13 protein-coding genes and 2 pseudogenes are annotated in these 16,026 nt (G+C 61.8%); 12 read left to right on the top strand and 3 right to left on the bottom strand.

Features of this window, described 5'->3' with window-relative positions:
* Positions 1 to 413 precede the first annotated feature (413 nt).
* The 3 genes from AKN84_RS14635 to AKN84_RS50690 all read left to right on the top strand — a co-directional run bounded on the left by AKN84_RS14635 (position 414) and on the right by AKN84_RS50690 (position 2,870).
* Complete coding sequence (locus AKN84_RS14635) at positions 414 to 737, top strand: protein-L-isoaspartate O-methyltransferase family protein (protein WP_202814690.1); 324 nt, start codon at positions 414 to 416, stop codon at positions 735 to 737.
* A 379-nt stretch (positions 738 to 1,116) separates the two neighbouring features.
* Positions 1,117 to 2,076, top strand: a complete 960-nt coding sequence (locus AKN84_RS14630; protein ID WP_050421401.1) for a glutamate cyclase domain-containing protein — start codon at positions 1,117 to 1,119, stop codon at positions 2,074 to 2,076.
* Positions 2,077 to 2,549: 473 nt separating this feature from the next.
* Positions 2,550 to 2,870 (top strand): hypothetical protein, encoded by a 321-nt coding sequence (locus AKN84_RS50690; protein WP_128970811.1) that lies wholly within the window; start codon positions 2,550 to 2,552, stop codon positions 2,868 to 2,870.
* A gap of 485 nt (positions 2,871 to 3,355) precedes the next feature.
* Here the strand turns inward: AKN84_RS50690 and AKN84_RS14625 are convergent.
* Positions 3,356 to 3,559, bottom strand: a pseudogene (locus tag AKN84_RS14625) (AAA-associated domain-containing protein); the annotation flags it as partial.
* A 211-nt stretch (positions 3,560 to 3,770) separates the two neighbouring features.
* Between AKN84_RS14625 and AKN84_RS14620 the strand changes: the two are divergent.
* From AKN84_RS14620 to AKN84_RS50375, 5 genes are all read left to right on the top strand, one after another.
* Positions 3,771 to 5,561, top strand: coding sequence for a chloride channel protein (locus AKN84_RS14620; protein ID WP_050421399.1), 1,791 nt, complete (start codon positions 3,771 to 3,773; stop codon positions 5,559 to 5,561).
* Between the two features lie 1,365 nt (positions 5,562 to 6,926).
* Entirely contained in the window at positions 6,927 to 7,244 is a 318-nt protein-coding gene (locus AKN84_RS14615) for a DUF485 domain-containing protein (RefSeq protein ID WP_050421398.1), read from the top strand.
* The gene (gene actP / locus AKN84_RS14610) at positions 7,241 to 8,935 is read left to right on the top strand and encodes a cation/acetate symporter ActP (protein WP_050421397.1); all 1,695 of its coding nucleotides are present in this window, start codon (positions 7,241 to 7,243) and stop codon (positions 8,933 to 8,935) included. Before AKN84_RS14615 ends, actP begins: the two co-directional genes overlap by 4 nt.
* 34 nt (positions 8,936 to 8,969) lie before the next feature.
* A complete protein-coding gene (locus AKN84_RS50380; protein WP_347337336.1) occupies positions 8,970 to 9,707 on the top strand; it encodes a fumarylacetoacetase in 738 nt (245 codons plus the stop codon).
* The gene (locus tag AKN84_RS50375) at positions 9,659 to 10,333 is read left to right on the top strand and encodes a fumarylacetoacetate hydrolase family protein (RefSeq protein ID WP_347337335.1); all 675 of its coding nucleotides are present in this window, start codon (positions 9,659 to 9,661) and stop codon (positions 10,331 to 10,333) included. The genes AKN84_RS50380 and AKN84_RS50375 overlap by 49 nt, the downstream gene beginning before the upstream one ends.
* Positions 10,334 to 10,508: 175 nt before the next feature.
* Here the strand turns inward: AKN84_RS50375 and AKN84_RS49020 are convergent, their stop codons facing one another.
* Entirely contained in the window at positions 10,509 to 10,688 is a 180-nt protein-coding gene (locus AKN84_RS49020) for a helix-turn-helix domain-containing protein (protein WP_244485129.1), read from the bottom strand.
* Positions 10,689 to 10,981: 293 nt separating this feature from the next.
* Positions 10,982 to 11,557: pseudogene (locus tag AKN84_RS49015) on the bottom strand (AraC family transcriptional regulator); the annotation flags it as partial.
* Positions 11,558 to 11,823: 266 nt separating this feature from the next.
* On the opposite strand from AKN84_RS49015, the gene AKN84_RS14595 reads away from it, so the two are divergent.
* The 4 genes from AKN84_RS14595 (at position 11,824) to AKN84_RS14580 (ending at position 15,765) form a co-directional block, all read left to right on the top strand.
* Entirely contained in the window at positions 11,824 to 12,588 is a 765-nt protein-coding gene (locus tag AKN84_RS14595; RefSeq protein ID WP_050421396.1) for an enoyl-CoA hydratase/isomerase family protein, read from the top strand.
* 2 nt (positions 12,589 to 12,590) lie between these two features.
* On the top strand, positions 12,591 to 13,802 hold the full coding sequence (locus AKN84_RS14590; protein WP_050421395.1) for a CaiB/BaiF CoA transferase family protein: 1,212 nt from the start codon (positions 12,591 to 12,593) through the stop codon (positions 13,800 to 13,802).
* 185 nt (positions 13,803 to 13,987) lie between these two features.
* A complete protein-coding gene (locus AKN84_RS47335; RefSeq protein WP_157863301.1) occupies positions 13,988 to 14,236 on the top strand; it encodes a hypothetical protein in 249 nt (82 codons plus the stop codon).
* A gap of 1,325 nt (positions 14,237 to 15,561) precedes the next feature.
* Positions 15,562 to 15,765 (top strand): cold-shock protein, encoded by a 204-nt coding sequence (locus AKN84_RS14580; protein WP_050421393.1) that lies wholly within the window; start codon positions 15,562 to 15,564, stop codon positions 15,763 to 15,765.
* Positions 15,766 to 16,026: the final 261 nt, after the last annotated feature.

The raw sequence follows: 16,026 nt of genomic DNA, 5'->3' as shown, positions 1-16,026 counted from the left end.
GTTCGCAGTATCTCTCGAAAGTGCTCTTGCTGTGCAATCCGGGGCGAACTCTTTTCCTGTTTCTCAGCCCCTTAGCCGTAATCGTAGCCGTAGTCATACGGGTAGCCGTATCCGTAGGGATAACCGTAGGCACCCGCCAGGCCGAGACCTATCCCAAGTCCAAGAGCCGCTTCTCCAAACCCGGCTCCGCGCCAACCGCCGCCATGCCAGCCGCCTCCACCAAACCCGCCGTGGAACCCGCCACCGTGAAAGCCACACCGCCGAAGCCTCCGCGCGCAGAAGCAACAGTCGGTGCATACGCCACGGCAATTACTGCGAATAATATGCTCAGGGATTTCCTAGGCATCGGGCTCTCCCAATTGAAAGTCGCCCGATTTGGAAACACTTCACGTCCGTTTTAGTTGCTGACTGTCGTGTCCGAAGACACCCCGACAGGGGCGCCTCGGCGTACTCAGCCGCGGCTTTTATTTCTTCGCCTTCACACAAATGTTTCGACCAAGATCGGCGATGGCTACCAAGGCTGGCCGGAGCATGCGCCCTTCGATGCCATCATCGTGACCGCAGCTCCTAACCACGTCCCACCGCCGCTGATCGCGCAATTGGGGCCTGGCGGCCGCATGGTCATCCCGGTTGGCGGCTTCGATCAGAAGCTTGTGGTGTTGGCAAAACACGCCGACGGAACGGCCACAACCACGATCGTAGCGCCCGTCCGGTTCGCGCCTTTGATCCGCGAGTAGCGTTGCGCGTCTCAATGTGCCGCACTGCAGCATTTTGATCTCGTAAACCGACTGTCCCACAACCCTCGCGGCTCTTGACGATCAGGGCTATTCTCGGCGAACCGAATGAAGCTTTGGCCCCGGTGGCGACTCCCGGGTGCAAGAAATGAGCTGCACGGTTTCGTTGGCGATCAAATGACACATGGCGGCCAAAAGGGTTTCGGCATGACCAAGCACGGGCGATCGGGGCACGCGACCCCATCGCCGCGTTTCCGTTTCCTGCAGAAGCTCGATGCCCAGAAAAATGATCGCAAGGACCGCTCTTGCATCAAGGACCCGAAACAGTCCGTCGAAGAGCTATTCCATCCCCGGAAGCCAACACGAACCTGACGAACTATCCGTGAATACGCTGCAAGTCGAGGTGGAGACAGTAAATGAGTCCGTGGCCCGGATCGAGGCGATCATCGGGCGCAGAGTCAAACGCGACATCAGCCAGATGACCGAGTGGGCAAAAGGCAATCTCGCCCGCGCCGCAGAGGCCATCATGAACACGCCCAACGCGCACGTTGGCATCGTCACCGGGTTCTATATCCAGCACGCGGAGCCGCCTTCTCCGGAAACGGATGGGCTCGGCGGGATGGCCCATCTGGCCGCGGGCCTCGCAAATGCGGGGATCCCGGTAACGGTCATCACCGATGCACCGTGTGCAAAGGCGGTGTGGGCCGTAGTCGATGCGCTGCCGGCATCCGTGAATCTCGAGGTCGTGTCGACGACAGAGAATTCGGTTCTCCGCTTACGACAGTACCTGGAAACGGACGATCGACCGATAACTCACTTGATCGCAATTGAGCGGGCCTCTCCGGGATCGGATGGAAAGCCTCATCGGGAGCACGGATGGGATATGTCGCGCGAAACGGCGCCGCTCCATCTTCTTTTTAGTGACCCCGCCGCGAAGCGTCGCTGGCACACGATCGGTATTGGGGACGGGGGCAATGAAATCGGGATGGGATCCCTGCCCAAGGAGATCATCGAACGCGGAATTCCCAACGGCGAGGTGATCGCAGCAACAACCCCGGTCGATGTGCTCATCGTCGCCGGCGTGTCGAACTGGGGAGCTTATGGCCTCCTTGCTGCAATGGCCTGCACCAAGCCGGCGTTGCGGGACGCTCTTCTACGCTATTTCAATCGCAATATGGATCACGTGTTCCTGTCGGCGGCGGTGGAGACCGGGCAGGCGGTTGATGACAGCCGGGTCGACAATCCCGGGCGACCGCAGATGAGTGTCGATTGCATACCCTGGGAACAGCACGCGACGCTTCTTGAAGAGATCTCCGCCGTCGTGGCGTCGCAGCCGAGCTGATCACCTCGGGTGTTGGGGCTGGTACTCAAAAATTGATCATGTCCGCTCAGCCCGTAGAGCGACGTATGGCGACGGCTCACCAGGCCGCCGTGCAGCTTTATGCCGAGATTGCATCCCCAAATCCCACCGAAATGACGGCTATCTCACGCCTGAGCTTGTTTGCTGCGCTGAGCAGCCGTCTTCGACAAGCTGATCAGAGGCCGAGATACTCGTTCATGTAGAAGGTATTCAGAGTCGAGATGCGAGGCCGATCGGTGCTGATAGGCGGATAAAGCCCACCGGCTAATCTTGGCTCGACTGACGCAAAGTCCTGCAGGAAGTAGCATCGAGCGGCAGGATCGCTATCTTGGTCTGGCGTGTCTTGACCTCAATGACCGCCTCCTTCGCCCAATGGAGTGCGACCATTCCGTAACAGGCCGGCATCGCGTGGCCGTCGAATGCGCCCGGCATGCGCTTCACCGTGAGATCGGACGATGAAGATGAAAGAGGCTGTCGATACATCGCCTTCGCGTCGCCAAGTGTTGCGACTAGCAGCCATGGTTACGGCGTGTGCCGTGGCTGCGAAGGCCCCAAACGCCGCGGAGCCTCTAAAGGGAGAGACTGACAACTCCTACGTTCCCGCTGATGGCGTCTCGACCTTCGAGAGCGTTTGGGAGACCGTACGTGGTCGCTTTTACGACCCGCGTCACAACGGACTGGACTGGCCGACGGTTCGAGAGAGATATCTTCCCAGGCGTTCAGCGGGCAACCTCCCAAGGCTCTCTGGCGCGCGTCATCAACACCATGCTGTCTGAATTGCACGCTTCGCATACGCGTTTTTGTACGCCGGATGAGCCGGAATATTATCAACTTGCAGACATCTTTGCCGGCGTACTGCGACGCCGGGGACTGCAGCGTGCGTTTCCAGACGGTCGCATTTCGTACCCTGGCATAGGTGTCATTTCAGGTTTAGAGGCAACTGGTCGCAACACGATCACCGGCGCAATAGACGGAGAAGGCAGCCCGACTTCCGCACGGCGCACGTAGAACAGTCGTTTCGATCTTTGGAGACGCAACCTCAACTGAGGTCAGCGCTTCAGAATGCGGGTATACCGGCCTAGTCGACGTATCCGGCTGGATGATGACTTCTGGTAATGGCCCCCAATGCGAAGTCTGGGCGTTCTCCGAGATTGTCTGCTTATCGGGGTAGACCAGAAGTGACTGTCAGACTTTGAAAACGGCGCTTTTGACCCTGAGCGGTCATTCGTAGAATGTTTTGAAGTGGCGCAAGTCACCCCGTTCAGCCCGGGTTTTCCAGGCTGAATGTCTCCGACTGTTCGTCAAGGGCAACCAGCTGCGCATAGCGGCCCCGCGACACGATGGTCTTGAACGTATCATCCGCGTCCTCCTCGGACATGTAGTCCTCGAGCTCATTTCGGAAACGCGCGGCGGGCGCAGTACGCGAGGGCCGCTCATCGAGCACGCGCTTGATGAGGCCCATGACCACAGGCGATGATGGCGCCTCGCTTACCATCTGCCGATCAGCTCCTTCTCGGCAGATGCAGTTTGCTATTGGCTTGGCCTAGCAATTGCACCCAGAAGGGGAAAATTCTAATTCTCGTTGACCTGTCCAGATTCGCGGAGCAGCCTAAGCCCGATGGGCATCGCAGATCCGGTCCGCTGACCTTTCTTCGCAGGGACCTTACAAGAGCTGAATGGTGTTCGCGATCCGCCACATTGCCCTGCGAAGAGGAACCAACAAATTATTGGTTCGGGTGCGCGCGCTTTTGCGTCGCAACGAATTCTACCTGATCCCACTGGCGCTCCTGGTAGGCTTGATCGCGGGTGCCATCGTCACGCTGATGAGCGAGGTCGCGCAGATCGCCCACGTCCTGATCTACGGGATCCCGGTCGACGTCCGCCTCAGCGCCCATGACCATATCAACCCGTGGGCGGCGCTCACCGCCCCCGCGGTCGGAGGGCTCGCGCTCGGGATCATGGAGTGGTCGCGGCGGCGCCTGAAGATCTCGAACGCGGTCGATCCGATCGAGGCCAACGCGCTGCGTGGCGGGCATCTCTCTCTCCGCGACAGCGTGGTGGTCTCGAGCCAGACCCTGATCTCCAACGGCTGCGGCGCGTCGGTCGGGCTCGAGGCAGGTTACACCCAGATCGGCTCGGGCGTCGCCTCCCTGCTCGGCCAGTTCCTCAATTTGCGGCGCACCGACCTCCGCCTGATCGTCGGCTGCGGCGCGGCCGCCGCGATCGCGGCGGCGTTCGGCGCCCCGATCACCGGCGCGTTCTATGCCTATGAGCTGATCGTCGGCGTATACTCGGTGGCGAGTGCAGCCCCCATTCTCGCCGCGTCGCTGTCGGGCGCACTCGCCGCGAAATGGCTCGGCGGCTCGCCCTATTTGCTGGAAGTTCCGAGCGTCGGCACGGTCAGCGTCGAGCAATACCTCACCCTGATCGTGCTGGCGTTGATCGCCGGTGGTGTCGGAATTCTGGTGATGCGAAGCTCCGTTCTGTTCGAGCGCATGTTCGCACAGTCCTGGCTTCCGCTCTGGATCAGGCCGGCGATCGGCGGAATTTGCGTCGGCGCGCTGGCGATCGTCACGCCGCAGGTGCTCGCCGCCGGCCACGGCGCGATGGTGCTCGACATGCACCACGAGATGGCGGCAGGCCTGATTGCAACGATCATCGTGCTGAAGCTTGCCGCGTGCATGATCTCGCTCGCCTCCGGCTTCCGCGGCGGTCTCTTTTTCGCCTCGCTGTTCGTCGGCAGCCTGCTCGGAAAATTGTTCGCCGCGCTGGTCGTCCTCGGGAGCCCGCAGCTCGGGATTGATCCCCTGGTAGGCATGCTCACGGGCATGGCGACGCTCGGCGTCGCCATCGTCGGCGGTCCGCTGACGATGTCGTTCCTGGTGCTGGAGCTGACGCGCAGCGTCGACGTCACCGCGGTCGTGCTGGCTGGCTGCATCGTCACTAGCATCTGCGTCCGGTTCATGTTCGGCCATTCGTTCTCGACCTGGCGCCTGCACCTGCGCGGGGAGACGATCCGAAGTGCCAACGACGTCGGCTGGCTGCGCAACCTGACGGTGCAGGGGATAATGCGCGGCGACGTCGCCAAGGCGCCATCGACCTCGACCATCGCGGCCTGCCGCCGCGAGTTCCCCTTGAGCTCGCTGCAGGCGATTGTGATCGTCAACGACGCCGACGAATATTGCGGACTGGTGCTGCTCCCAGAACTGTATTCCGTCGAGCTCGATCCCATCGCGGACGACATCCAGGTGGTGGAGCTCGTGCGCTATTTCGACGACGTGCTGCTGCCCGAAATGAACGTGAAGACCGCGATGGCCGTGTTCGACAAGGCGGAGGCGGATCTTCTGGCCGTGGTCGAATCCGCCGACAGCCGCAAGGTGATCGGCTATTTGCCCGAGTCGCTCGCGCGCCGCCGCTATGTCGAAGAGATCGACCGAGCCACCCGCGGCTTGCTCGGGGCAGTGTGAACAGTCTTAGATAGGGGGCCACCGAACCGGCGGCATCGGCGGAATAGGTCAGTACTCCTACCGTCCGCAACTCACCCATCGGAGAATCAAGCGCTTATGGTAGAATTTTCGCGCTGACGGAGTGGCCTCGATGAACTATCGGCACCTGCGACGGCAACGCGATTGGGTCATTTGATCGGAATTGTACTGCTGATTATTTTTTGGCGTTCCTAGGCCTTACCACGGCTCTCGGGGCCGTATTGACGAGCAGGTTCGTGGTCCGATCCTGAAACGTTTCGGTCGTTCTGTGGACAATCGGTGGACAGCTGCAATACGAGAACAAAGGTGCGGGGCTTCGGTCCCGCACTCACACTGTTGCTGAGGCTTCGAGGCCGATGCTTCTGGCGGGGCATTGGTTCGGATTGGACGGGCGCGGCAAGCTGTTCAGTCTGGCCGTCGGCCTCGTGCCCTTCACGCGCCGATAACACTGGCCGCCGAAATCTGGCAGCCCACCGCTGTGCGATCTTTCTTTCGAGGTCCAGAGGGACAGTAGACATGACCCAACCTCCGGGTTCTTGCCTGCCCCAGTGCTACGCGTCACAACGCTCAACGCGCCCGAAAGGTCCTAAACCTAAACGGCGGCGTGAAGCGTTGTGCTGAGGGACCAGCGCCTCGGCGTTGGCGATTGCGCGCGTCAGCGCGTCCTAAGCGGCGCCATGAAAGGCCGTCTTGTCGTCGCCGCGGCTCGCGCTGGCGGGTTTCTAAAGCGATTCAAGAAACTGCCAGACGATCAACAGCACCACGATCAGCAGCACTGCGAAGATAATCCTGCGGCCGATCCGGTTCATGGCTTGGGGCGGCCTGTCATTGCACCTCGCAAGTCAACTGAAGGTCGGATGCAGTTGCTCCGGCGCGGGACTTGGTATTGAGCGCGTCGACATCGATGGTGCCCGTCCAGCGGATAAGCCGTATGGTCGCTGCTATTCCGTTTTCCCAACCTGACACTATCGTCCTATGGTTTGTGATATGCGCTCAGAATCGCCTCCGTGCCACTGCCGCTGCGTGAAAATGCACCTAAACCCTTTTTTCGACACCGTAGTCCGTTGAAAACACAGCAATTGACCCGCCCTCCGAGCGCGCCATGAACCCGCGCTGCTGCGACATCCTTACAGTGTAGAGCGGACCGAGACTCATCTCGATTTAGTTGGCTCGCCGCCGATGGCATGAAATCACCCGTAGTTTGGCAGGATAGCACCTTGTCGGATTCGGTCCGGATTCTGATGCTCTGAGCCCAGCAGGAAGACACCTCCGAAGCTTTGATTCTCTGCGACGCAGGGCGCGCAGACGTGGCACGGCGGTCCACAATGTCTTCGAAGGAGGAACCAGATGCTACAGGCGCCGTCCGGCCGCACGCGGGAGATCCTCGCCGATGCGACGTTCAGGGAACTGGTCTCGGGACGCGCCAGGCTGCGATGGATCCTGTCTATCCTGACGCTGGTCATGTTCTTCGGGTTCATTGCCTTGGTTTCGGTCGCAAAAGCCGCGCTTGGCACGAGCATCGCGGGGAGCGCTCTTCCTCTCGGTTTTGCGCTCGCGCTCGCCATGGTCGCAGTGCTCGTGGTTTTCACCGGAATCTACGTCCAACGGTCGAATACCCGCTTCGATGAACTCGCCCGCGCCGTCAAACGGGAGCTTGGTCGATGATCGCCAGATGCCTGCTTGTCGCGCTCGGCGTGGCCTTTCCATCCGCGGCACTGGCGCAGGGCGCGCCGATGGTGGGCGGGCGCGGGCCCGACTGGATTGCCATCGCGATGTTCGCCTTGACCGTCGCCATCACGCTCCTCATTACCTACCGTTCGGCGGGCAGCACGAAATCGAAGGCTGGCTTCTACACTGCCGGCCACGCGATCACACCGTTGCAGAACGGGCTGGCGACCGCCGGCGATTTCCTGTCGGCGGCCGCATTCCTCGGCATCTCCGCGCTCGTCTACGCCAACGGATTCGACGGCTTCCTTTACGCCCTCGGGTTCCTGACGGGGTGGCCGATCGTGCTCTTCCTGATGTCGGAGCGCATGCGCAATCTCGGAAGCTATACCTTTGCGGACGCAGCCGCGTTTCGCCTTGACCAGACATCGGTCCGGCTTGTCGCCGCGACCGGAAGCCTCGTTGTTGTCCTGTTCTATCTCATCGCGCAGCTGATCGGTGCGGGCAAGGTGATCCAGCTGCTGTTCGGGATCGACTACGTGCTCGCCGTGGTTGGTGTAGGTGTTCTGATGATCCTCTACGTGATCGTTGGCGGCATGCAGGCCACCACCTGGGTGCAGATCTCGAAGGCGGTGTTGCTGCTGTGTGGCGGAACGTTGCTCGCGCTTGCGGCACTATGGCATTTCGATTTCAGCCTTGCGCGACTGCTCGAGGCTGCAAGCCGCATTCATCCCAAGGGAGCTGCGATCCTTGTGCCAGGTGGATTGTTTGCCGAACCGGTCTCCGCCATCTCGCTCGGACTGGCACTCGTGTTCGGCACGGCCGGCCTGCCACATATTCTGATGCGGTTCTTCACCGTGAGTGACGCCGCGGCGGCCCGCAAATCCGTGTTCTACGCGACGATGTGCGTGGCCTATTTCTGCTGGGTGATTCCGGTGCTTGGCTTTGCCGCCGCGGCAATCCTGATGCCCGAGCCCAGCTATTTCAATGTCACAGCATCCGGCCAGTTCAACAAGATCGCAGACCTGATCGGGGGGCCGAACATGGCTTCGATCCATCTCGCCCACGCAATGGGCGGCCCGGTTCTGCTCGGCTTTATTTCCGCGGTGGCGTTCGCGACCATTCTTGCGGTTGTTGCGGGCCTGACGCTCGCTGGCGCCTCGGCCGTAAGTCACGACATCTATGGCCAGGTGCTGACCGGTGGCAAGGCGTCGGAGCACCGCGAACTCCTGGTGTCGCGGATCGCTGCGATGGCAATTGGCGTCATCGCGGTCCTGCTAGCCTATGCCTTCGAGAACCAGAACGTTGCATTCATGGCCGGGCTTGCCTTGTCGGTTGCCGCAAGCTGCAACTTTCCGGTGCTGGCGATGGCGATGTTCTGGCGCGGAACCACCACGCGTGGCGCTGTCGCCGGCGGTCTCGCCGGGCTGGTTGCGTCGGTCGTCTTGGTCGTCCTGAGCAAGACCGTATGGGTCGCCGTCCTCGGCTTTCCTTCGGCGGTGTTCCCTTACGACAATCCCGCATTGTTCTCGATGCCGCTCGCCTTCCTGTTCGTCTGGCTTTTCTCGGTGACGGATCGCAGCGCACGTGCAACGCGCGAACACGAGGCGTTCACGGCGCAGCTCATCCAGTCCGAGATCGGAACGGCCCTGGCCGGCGATCAGGTCAGCCTCGCGGCGGCCGGTTCGTGAAATCGCAGCACGCCTGCGGAGAGTGAAACAACGCATGATCAGTTCGCGGCAGCTCGACGAGACGCACGACCCGGCACGGCGGAGCTTTGTCGAGACCGCCGACGGCAACGACACCGACTTCCCGATCCAGAACCTGCCGCTCGGCGTCTTCGCGACCGCGACCGATCCGCGGCCGAGGATCGGCATGGCGATCGGGGATCGCGTCTTCGACCTCAAGCGGGCGCTCGGTTCGGACGAACGGCTGGCGCTGCCGATCCGCCAGGCGCTCCAGGACAGCACGCTCAATGCGTTGTTCTCGCTCGGAGCCGCGGCGATGCGGGAGTTACGTCGCCGCGCGTCAGACCTGCTTGGTCAGGGCAGTGCGGCCAATGATATCAGGCGCCATGCGTCCGAACTGCTGACGCCGGTCGCGGACGCAACGCTCTATCTGCCCACGCACGTCTCGAACTATACGGACTTCTACGCCGGCATCTATCACGCGCAGGCGGCCGGCGCACTGTTGACGCCGGAGAACCCGCTTCCGGCCAACTACAAATGGGTCCCCATCGCCTATCACGGCCGGGCGTCATCGGTGCAGGTCGGGCGAGGGATGGTGCGACGGCCGCTCGGGCAGCGCCCGCCCGCGACGGCCGGCGAGGCACCGAGCTTCGGTCCGTGCGAGCGGCTGGATTTCGAGCTCGAGATGGGATTCTACCTCGCGCCGGCAACCGGCTCGGCCGTCCCGTGCCGATCGCCGAAGCATCGCAGCAGATCATCGGCTATTCGCTGCTGAACGACTGGTCGGCGCGCGACATCCAGCGCTGGGAGATGTTTCCGCTAGGGCCTTTCCTCAGCAAGAGCTTCGCCACCTCGGTTTCGCCCTGGGTCGTCACATCAGACGCACTGGCGCCGTTCCGCGTCCCGGCACTGGAGCGTCCCGACAACGATCCGCGTCCGCTCGATTATTTGTTCGACGACGCCGATCAATCCCGCGGAGGACTCGACGTCCAGCTCGAGGTCCTGCTTTCGACTCCGCAGATGCGTGCGGCGAACCGGTCGGCTGCGGCGATTCTCACCTCCAACAGCAAGTACCTGTACTGGACGCCGGCGCAGATGGTTGCCCACCACAGCATCAACGGCTGTAATTTGCAGCCGGGCGACCTGATCGGCACGGGCACCATTTCGGGACCAAGTCCGGCCCAGCTCTCGAGCTTGCTCGAATTCACCGTCGCAGGATCACGGCCGGCCGTGCTGCCGAACGGAGAGCTCCGGGATTTCCTTCAGGACGGCGACGAGGTCACCTTCCGCGGCCGATGCAGCAGGGAAGGCTATGTGACCATCGGGTTCGGATCATGTGTCGGCAGGATCGAGCCGGCCGATGCCGTCATGTCGGAAGCAAGCATGACTGACGGTGGTTGATGTGGATTGTCTGCTCGTCTGCACAGAGCTCCTGGACTCGCCGGTCGATCCGGACGAAGTCCGCTTCGGACATCTGCTGACATTGGCGGTGGCACTGTGCCTGCTCGTGGTTGCGCAGCTGGCGATGCTGCTCGTCGCTGCGCCCTGACGCCCGGTCGGCGCGGCGATCAGATTGTCATCGCGCTCGCGGGTTCTCGCGCTGCTCGGGATGACGAAAATCCGACGGCGAGCGGTTGGTCCACTTCTTGAACGCCTTGCGAAAGCTGGTCGCGTCGGCGAAGCCGACGCGCTCGGCGACCTGGTCGATGGCCAGGTGCGTGTTCTCGAGCAGCTCGGTGGCCAACGACCGGCGCATCCCGTCGCGATCGCCTGGTAGGACTGGCCATCCTCCGCCAGCCTGCGGTGAAAGGTGCGCAACGAGAGCCCGAGCTGGGATGCGATCTCCGCCGCGGCCGGAAACTTGTTGGGGCTGTTGAGACATGCGGCGCGGATCCGCCTGACCAGCTCGGATTCGCCGGGCCGCTCCTTCATCACGACGTCGCAGACCTGTTGGCAGACCTTGGCGGTAATCGGATTTGCGTTCGGGCAGGGCAGATCGAGCGCCTTGGCGTCGAAGTGCCATTCCATGCGATCGGCGTCGAATTCGATCGGACAGTTGAACATCCGCTCGTAGTTGCGCCAGTGTGCCGGCGCGGCGAATGGAAAGATCATCCGCGTGCTCGGGAACGGCGCCTCGAGCACGCGGCTGAACAGCGCCGTCATCGAGCTGCGCCAGAATTCGGCGGCAAAGGGCAGCAGCTCTCCGAGCGGATCGAGCCCATGGCTGCGCAGGATTGCGGTCGCGCCGTGCTCGATCCGGAAGCTGATCTGCCGCACCGCCGGCCCGGCCATCGTGATGTGGTCGAGCGAGAACATCAGCGCCTCGCCGAAGGTCCGGCTCGACACCATGGCATAACCGTAGATGCCGTAGTCGCTGATGCGCTGCCGCGCGCCCGCGAGCAATCCGATGTCGGATCGCTTCGCCAGCCGGATGGCGTTGCGGTAGATCGCCAGGCGCTGCCTATGCGAGATTCGCGCGTGCGGATCTTCCAGTTGTGTGGCATCGAGACCGGTGCGTGCGAACAGCTCGCGCACCGAGACGCCCTGCGCCGCCAGCTCGGCCGCCAGTGCGCCGAGGCCGAGCAGGCTCTGCGTCGGCGCATCGGGATCGCTCGAGATCGGCATCACGATCTTGATCGCCTTCATGGCGTTTTCTCCCCGTCCGGCTGGCACAGATTGACAGGCCGGTGAACGGCTCTCGCGGCCGTTTGGCAATTTTCGACATCATAATTGGCAGAGCTTGACGTTGTCACGTTTATTATGACGGGCGACATTCAAACCATCAGGAACGGCGGGAGCTGTGCGAAGCAACCCGCGATGAGGAAACGCAAGCCGGTCGCGCCATTGCGGCGGAAGCCTGCTGCCGGCTTTTGATCGAGCGAGGGATTGGCATGACTGTAACTCACGAGCTGGACGGCAAGGTCGGCGTGGTCACGCTGGCGAAGCCGCCGCATAATCTGCTGGACGACAAGCTCATCAATGATGTGGTCGCGGCCTACCATGAAGTGCTCTCGGCCGGCTGCCGTGCGATCCTGCTGCGCAGCGCGATGCGGCATTTCTGCGCCGGTGCAGAGATGGCGTCCTGGGGAACCGGCACCAAGCTGCACACCGATCAGGCCGGGCTCGAGAGGGTCTGGCGCAGTCTCGAGGATGTGCCGGTCCCGACGGTCGCCGCCGTCAATGGCGGCGCGCTCGGCGGCGGCCTCGAGCTCGCGCTGACCTGCGACATGATTGTCGCGGCCAACACGTCTTTCCTCGGCCAGGTCGAGGTGGCTGTCGGATTGCTGCCTTTGCTCGGCGGCACGCAGCGGATTGCGCAGCGGGCCGGCATCGCGCGGGCCAAGGAAATCTCGATGCTCGGCCGCCGTCATACGCCCGAGGCGTTCGAGCGCTGGGGCATCATCAATCTCGTGGTTCCGGAAGCCGAGTTGTCAGGGGCGTCGATGACCATGGCCCGGCAGCTGGCCGCCGGCCCGACCCGGGTCATCAAGGGCATCAAGATGCAGGCGAACCTGCAGGGGCGGGGCGGCATCGCGGCCGCCGATGCCCGACAGGTCGAGATCAACGACATGATCTGGCAAACCAAGGACCGCCAGCGCGGCGCCGACGCCTTCTTTGCCTCCGGCCCCGCGACGGCCGTGTTCGAGGGAGACTGACGATGTCGGCTGCGCCACTTCATGGACTTCGGGTCGTCGATTTCACCCGTGTGCTGGCGGGTCCCCACTGCACCAAGGCACTGCGTGACCTTGGCGCCGATGTCACCAAGATCGAGCCGCCATCCGGCGATATCGGCCGCGCCGGATTGCCCAACGTGAACGGCATCGGTCTCTATTTCGTGCAACAGAACGCCGGAAAGCGAAATCTCAGCATCGATCTGAACTACGCCGAGGCGCGCGAAATCGTCACCCGGCTGTGCCGGGACGCCGACATCATCGTCGAGAATTTTCGTCCCGGTACCCTGGCACGATTCGGCTTCGGTTATGAGGACATCCGCGCATTCAATCCCGGCATCATCTATGTGTCGCTGAGCGGCTACGGACAGACGACCTCGTGGCGGAATCGCCCGGCCTTTGCGCCGACAGTGCAGGCCGAAACCGGCCTGACCTCGATCGTGCAGGACCATTTCGGCGAGGCGTTGTCCGAGCCACGCGGCGATTCTTGCAGCCATGCAGACATCTATACCGGACTGCAAGGCGTGATTGCCGTGCTGGCAGCGCTGCAGCATCGCAATCGCACCGGCGAAGGCCAGCATGTCGACGTCTCGATGGCGGCGACGATGCTCTCGGTCAACGAACGCGCCGGCGCGATGATGTCGGAGATCGATACCGACGGTGAACCGATCGCGCTCTCAGCCAACGAATCTCACATCTTCGAAATGTTCGACGGCGCTCGCCTGACGATCGCCGCCAGTCCGATCTATTCGCCGATGTTCACGCGTTACTGCGCGATGATGCGGCGGAGCGATCTGCTGGCCGATCCGCGCTATGCCACCGCCAGGTTACGCCGGGAAAACCTCGGCCCGCTGCTTGCTGAAATTCGCACCTGGCTCACGACCTTCGAAAATCTGGAGCAGTTGCAGGCGCAAGTCAGCGAAGCGGGGCTTGCGGTAGGCCGCGTACGCACTGTCAATGAGTTCGCTGACACCGACTGGGCCAAGGAATGGAATGCCGTGGTTGAGGTCGATGACCGCGCCGGCGGGGTCGTCCGCATGCCAGGCAACCCCTGGATCTTTAGTAGCTCGGAATTGCCATCCCCCGGTGCGCCGGCCTACCAGGGCGAGCACAATGAAGACATCCTCGGCCAGCTCGACATCGCGCCCGAGAAAGTCAGGGATCTGCAACAGCGCAGTATCTTGCTCAGTCGGCGATAAAGCATCGGCAATCTAGTCCAGCATAATTTTGGAGTAGAACTAAATTATTCCCGGCAATGACCTTGACCGATTGACGGTGGACGGAACGTGGCCGCTCGCTAGGCTTCGTGGATTATCAGCTAGCATGAGAGGCGGCTGTAATCGCACGATGAAAGGACTATCCAACTAAGATCTCGTTTCGCGTATTGCGCGAAACCGGCGCAAAGCACATCGCTGTTTTCTGCAAAGACTACCGCTGCTCTAACGTCACGATGGACGCGGCGAGCAGGCCGGACGAGATCCTTCTGTCAGATATCGGGCCGCGCTCCACCTGCACGGTGTACGGCAAGCGGGGGCTCGATCATTCGTTCAACGTGTCGCCGAAAATGAGCGCCGGCAAGTATCTCGTCCATCTTCTCAGTTCGGCTGATCGCGGGCGGAGCGCGAACCGCTGAACGAAAAGTGGACGCATCTGTTGCGGTTTCTGGTGCGGCGGTCGCGCTGTCGGCAAATAGAACGAAGTAAGCCATTGATCTTCTTGGTGCTCGGCAGGCCCCTGAAACGCGAGCATGCGGGCATTCCATGCCTGGCAGGCGAGTACATCGGCCTCCCAGCGTGCCTCGGTGGCCCGTTTGGCCAGGTGCCTGACGGTCGCTCCGAACATGGACTCGCGAGACCTGGATCCCATTTTCTATGATCGCGCCCAACGGCCCAGGTGAGAAGCCGCTAGGTCTACCTCTGTGCCTGGAGCGGCCTACAACAAGTTGGTCAATCCGGTGCTGCCCTACTCGCACTGGGGAACGTGGACACTGTTGCGCGCACGCTATTGCGGGAGGCTTAGAGCGGGGCGCAGTATCGAGGCTGCCGACCTCCAAGAATATGATCGGCGGATCGAGTGACGGCCCCAGCACCGGCCCCCAGAAGTGCTGGGGCCATTTCTTGAGAGGGAATTAGGACACCCGACAACACAACGCCGCCTCGCTTAAAATGCTTGCGGGCGGCGCTGGCTCTAGCCCCAGGAAGGCTTGGCAAAATCCTGATGGCTATAGCTTGGCACAAAATGCATACTGTGGCGATTACCCCAGAAGTAGTATCGTAGAGGTTGCAGCGCGGTGAGGCGCGCGAACCGCTTCTGCGTCATCCGCAGCGTGAGGTTCCCAGCTTCAACACAGTCTTGGTAGCGATTTTGTTGCCATTCATCACGGAGACGCTCACGCGCTTGGCCGGCAAATCTCAAAAGTACGCCGCCGGGCCCGAAATGGTTTGTCCCGACGGCGCCCTCTTCTTCCAGCCTCTGGGCCCTGAAATTCCCAGCAACGACAATCTAGCAACGCTTGTACCGAGCGGCTGTTACTTGCTTCACACAGTTGGAAGAAGAGCTGGCGCCAGGGCCGGCACGCCAGCTCCTCCCGAAACGGTCCGCGATATGTCCCCAGCGGTCCCGTCCCACAAAGAAGCCTGCGCCGATTTGGTTCCCGATTTGCTAACGCATCCGCCGAAGTAGCCCATAAGGTCCAATTTGTGTGTCGGAGGACAGAGGAACGAGAGAGGGCGTCAAGAGTCGTTGGACGGGCTCTCGGCAAAATCAGACCCCCCAAGCCCTTGCCGAGAGTTGGAATGCGGCCTCGGCGCGCGCGGCGCGTCGGGGTCGTTTCTTTTCGGTGATTGGGGAACTAGCGGCATTATCCAATTAGCGGCTCACAGCGTGGCCCGTTTGGCCTTGCGCGGTAAAGCGCTATCGACCTAGGTTGCAGTCATTAGCTCTAAGGAGATTGGTCTAGTGGCTACAGGTACTGTGAAGTGGTTCAACCCGACCAAGGGTTATGGGTTCATCCAGCCCGACAACGGCGGCAAGGATGTTTTCGTGCACATCTCGGCCGTCGAGAAAGCGGGACTGAGCAGCCTCAATGAGGGTGCTAAGGTGAGCTACGAAGAAACGAACAACCGGGGCAAGACGTCCGCGGAAAACCTCAGAGTAGGCTGAGGTTCGCCTCTGGGAACAAGTGGCAACGCCAGGAGTCGTCATTTGGCTCCTGCGTTAGGTTGCCCCCCGACCGGGAGCTTAGTGGCGACCCTGGCGCCCCCAGCGCTGGGGTCGCTTTTCGTTTGTCAGGACATCTAGCCTATAGACAACCCGGCTTCAGCCGCATTGACCGCAACAAACTAACCAGTCCGTTTCCGTTGCAGTTGACAGTACGGATCGGCTTTTCGTCGTGAACCGCTTGAGATTGTGTACGCCTTCATG

The sequence above is a fragment of the Bradyrhizobium tropiciagri genome (genome assembly GCF_001189845.1).
Lineage (GTDB): Bacteria > Pseudomonadota > Alphaproteobacteria > Rhizobiales > Xanthobacteraceae > Bradyrhizobium > Bradyrhizobium tropiciagri.
Note: the sequence above shows the minus strand (reverse complement) of the source record. Positions and strands in the feature narration are given on the sequence as shown.